The sequence below is a fragment of the Dietzia sp. CW19 genome (assembly GCF_014145265.1).
GTDB lineage: Bacteria > Actinomycetota > Actinomycetes > Mycobacteriales > Mycobacteriaceae > Dietzia > Dietzia natronolimnaea.
This window is the reverse complement of sequence record NZ_JAALEE010000108.1, coordinates 1-3,342: the sequence shown is the minus strand read 5'-3', so window position 1 is coordinate 3,342 and position 3,342 is coordinate 1. Positions and strand designations below refer to the sequence as shown.

The 3,342-nt window shown below is 68.6% G+C and carries 3 protein-coding genes; all 3 read right to left on the bottom strand.

Annotation, left to right across the window (positions count from 1 at the left end):
• Positions 1-153 precede the first annotated feature (153 nt).
• Genes G6021_RS03850 through G6021_RS03840 form a run of 3 tightly spaced genes read right to left on the bottom strand, consistent with a single transcriptional unit; the run spans position 154 to position 3,260 of the window.
• The gene (locus tag G6021_RS03850; protein WP_182639376.1) at positions 154-807 is read right to left on the bottom strand and encodes a 3-oxoacid CoA-transferase subunit B; all 654 of its coding nucleotides are present in this window, start codon (positions 805-807) and stop codon (positions 154-156) included.
• Positions 807-1,583 (bottom strand): CoA transferase subunit A, encoded by a 777-nt coding sequence (locus G6021_RS03845; protein ID WP_179525847.1) that lies wholly within the window; start codon positions 1,581-1,583, stop codon positions 807-809. The genes G6021_RS03850 and G6021_RS03845 overlap by 1 nt, the downstream gene beginning before the upstream one ends.
• Before the next feature lie 27 nt (positions 1,584-1,610).
• Positions 1,611-3,260 (bottom strand): AMP-binding protein, encoded by a 1,650-nt coding sequence (locus G6021_RS03840; protein ID WP_179525848.1) that lies wholly within the window; start codon positions 3,258-3,260, stop codon positions 1,611-1,613.
• Between the last annotated feature and the right edge of the window lie 82 nt (positions 3,261-3,342).

Sequence of the window (3,342 nt, the reverse complement as noted above, 5' to 3'; positions counted from 1 at the left end):
GACGACGACGACGACGAGGCCGACCACATACCCCAGCACCCAGGCCAACGCCGAGAGCGCCGCCCGACCCCGGACCGGTGTGGTCCAGAGTCCGGCGGCGCCGGCGGGCGGTGGCGCGATTACCGCAGCACCTCGATCACGCCAGCACCTCGATCACGCCAGGTCCGCGCTCACCCGGTACGGGGCTCCCGTGGCGGCGGCGACCTGCTCGAGGGTCACCCCGTCGACGATCTCCACCAGGGTCAGCCCGTCTGCGTCGCGGTCGAACACCCCGAGTTCCGTGATGATCCGGTCCACGCAGCCCAGGCCCGTGAGCGGCAGCGAGATCTCGGAGACGATCTTGGACGAGCCGTCCTTGGCCACCTGGTCCATCACCACGACGATGCGGCGGGCCCCCACCACGAGGTCCATCGCGCCGCCCATGCCCTTGACCATCGCGCCGGGCACCATCCAGTTGGCGATGTCACCGGCCGGGTTGACCTCCATCGCCCCCAGGATCGCCACGTCGATCTTGCCCGAGCGGATCATCCCGAAGCTCATCGCGGAGTCGAAGATCGACGAGCCGGGGAGCGTGGTGACGGTCTCCTTGCCGGCGTTGATCAGGTCCGGGTCGACGTCGTCCGGGTGTGGGTAGGGGCCGATCCCGAGCAGTCCGTTCTCCGACTGCAGGGTGACGTTGACGTCCTCGGGGACGTAGTTGGGCACCAGCGTCGGGAGCCCGATACCGAGGTTCACGTACTGGCCGTCCGACAGTTCGAGGGCCGCGCGGGCGGCCATCGCCTTGCGGTCGCGTCCGATCCTGCTCATCAGCGCTGTCCTTCCGAGGGCGGGTTGGTGGTGGTCTTCTCGATCCACTTGGTCTGCTCCACCTGCTGCGCGGTGAGCTCCACCAGGCGGTGCACGAAGATGCCGGGCAGGTGGATGTCGTCGGGGGCCAGCTCGCCGACCTCGACGATCTTCTCCGCCTCGACGATGCACACCCGGCCGGCCATGGCGGCCAACGGTGAGAAGTTGCGTGCGGTGAGGTTGAACCGCAGGTTGCCGCTGCGGTCCGCGACCGCAGCCCGCACCAGCGAGAAGTCGGCCTCGATGGCCTGCTCGAGCACGTAGGTCTCGCCCCGGATCTCCCGGGTCTCCTTGGGCGGCGAGGCCACCGCGACGCCGCCCTCGGAGTCGTACTTCCACGGCATCCCGCCGTCGGCCACGTAGGTGCCCACGCCGGTCCGCGTGTAGAACGCCCCGATCCCGGAGCCGCCCGCGCGCATCCGCTCGGCGAGGGTGCCCTGCGGCGTCAACTCGACCTCGAGCTCACCGGACAGGTACTGGCGGGCGAACTCCTTGTTCTCGCCCACGTACGACGAGACGATGCGCCGGAGCTTCCCGGTCTCCAGGAGCATGCCGAGGCCCTTGCCGTCGACCCCGGCGTTGTTGGAGAAGACCTCGAAGTCGCCGACGTCGCGGGACGCGAGGGCCTCGATGACGACCTGGGGGATCCCGCACAGCCCGAATCCGCCGGCGGCGATCGACGCCCCGTCCGGGATGTCCGCGACGGCCTCCGCCGCTGTCATGATCTTGCTGGACATACACGTCCTCCTTGGGTGTGTGGGCCGTCAGGCGATGCCGAGGATCTCGATCGCCGTCTTGCGCATGTCGACCTTGCGGACCTTGCCTGTGACCGTCATGGGGAACTCGTCCACCACGTGGACGTACTTCGGGATCTTGTGGCGCGCGAGCTTGCCGGTGGCGAAATCGCGGACCTCGTCGGCCGTGAGGTCGTCGCGCCCGGGCTTGAGCCGGACCCACGCCATGAGCTCCTCGCCGTACTTGGGATCCGGCACCCCGATCACCTGGGCGTCGAGGATGTCGGGGTGCGTGTAGAGGAACTCCTCGACCTCGCGCGGATAGATGTTCTCGCCGCCGCGGATCACCATGTCCTTGATCCGGCCGGTGATCTTGACGTAACCGTCGGAGTCCATCTCCCCGATGTCCCCGGTGTGCATCCACCCGTCGGCGTCGAGGGCCTCCGCGGTCTTCTCCGGCTCGTTCCAGTACCCGATCATCACGCTGTACCCCTTGGTACAGAACTCCCCCGCCTCGCCGCGCGGCAGGGTCTCACCCGACTCCGGGTCGACGATCTTGATCTCCAGGTGCTGGCCGACCCGCCCCACGGTGGAGACGCGGCGGTCCAACGAGTCGTCGGCCCGGGTCTGGGTGGACACCGGGGAGGTCTCGGTCATGCCGTAACAGATCGAGACCTCCTCCATGTTCATCTGGTCGATCACCTGACGCATGGTCGCCTCCGGGCACGGCGACCCCGCCATGATCCCGGTCCGCAGGGACGACAGGTCGTAGGAGTCGAAGTCCTCGAGCGCGAGCTCGGCGATGAACATCGTCGGCACGCCGTACAGACTCGTGCACTTCTCCTGCGCCACCGCCCGCAGCGAGGCGGCGGGGTCGAACGCGGGCGCGGGAATCACCATGCACGACCCGTGGGTGGTGCACGCGAGGTTGCCCATCACCATGCCGAAGCAGTGGTAGAAGGGCACCGGGATGCACACCCGGTCCACCTCCGAGTAGTTGATCGTCTCGCCCACGAAGAACCCGTTGTTGAGGATGTTGGTGTGCGAGAGGGTGGCGCCCTTGGGGAACCCGGTCGTGCCCGACGTGTACTGGATGTTGATGGGGTCGCCGGCGCCGAGACCGGCGCGTATCCCGGCCAGCTCCTCCGCGTCGGTGGGCCCCGACATCATCGACTCCCACTCCTCGTCGCCGAACAGCACGACGACCTCGAGGTCCGGGCAGCTCGGCTGGACCTGCGAGAGCATGCCGGTGTAGTCCGAGTCCTTGAACTGGGGCGCCGCGACCACGGCCTTGATCCCGGCCTGCTTGAGCACGTACTCCAGCTCGTGGACGCGGTAGGAGGGGTTGATGTTGACCAGCACCGCCCCGATCTCGGCGGTGGCGTACTGGATCATCACCCACTCCCAGCGGTTGGGGGACCAGATCCCCACGCGGTCGCCGGTCCGGATCCCGAGCCGGAGCAGGCCCGAGGCCAGGCGACGGACGTCGGCGTGGAACTCCGTGTAGGTCCACCGGCGTCCGGCCTGCACGTCGACGAGGGCGTCGCGGTCGCCGAAGCGCTCGACCGTGGCGGCCAGGTTGTCGGCGATCGTCTGCGTGAGCAGCGGGACGTCGGCGTCCCCACGGGTGTGGGACAGGGCGGGGTCCAGTGGGGTGGAATCGAGATCGGTGGTGGTCATCTCGGTGCTCCTTGAGGGTGGGATCGGACGGCCCACGAAGTGGGGGTTGCAGTGTCGGGTGGCGGCGTGTCGGGTGGCGGCG

Excerpts from the sequence above, each read along its gene's own strand:
- G6021_RS03845 (WP_179525847.1), bottom strand. The coding sequence starts at position 1,583 with ATGTCCAGCAAGATCATGACAGCGGCGGAGGCCGTCGCGGACATCCCG.
- G6021_RS03840 (WP_179525848.1), bottom strand. The coding sequence starts at position 3,260 with ATGACCACCACCGATCTCGATTCCACCCCACTGGACCCCGCCCTGTCC.
- G6021_RS03850 (WP_182639376.1), bottom strand. The coding sequence starts at position 807 with ATGAGCAGGATCGGACGCGACCGCAAGGCGATGGCCGCCCGCGCGGCC.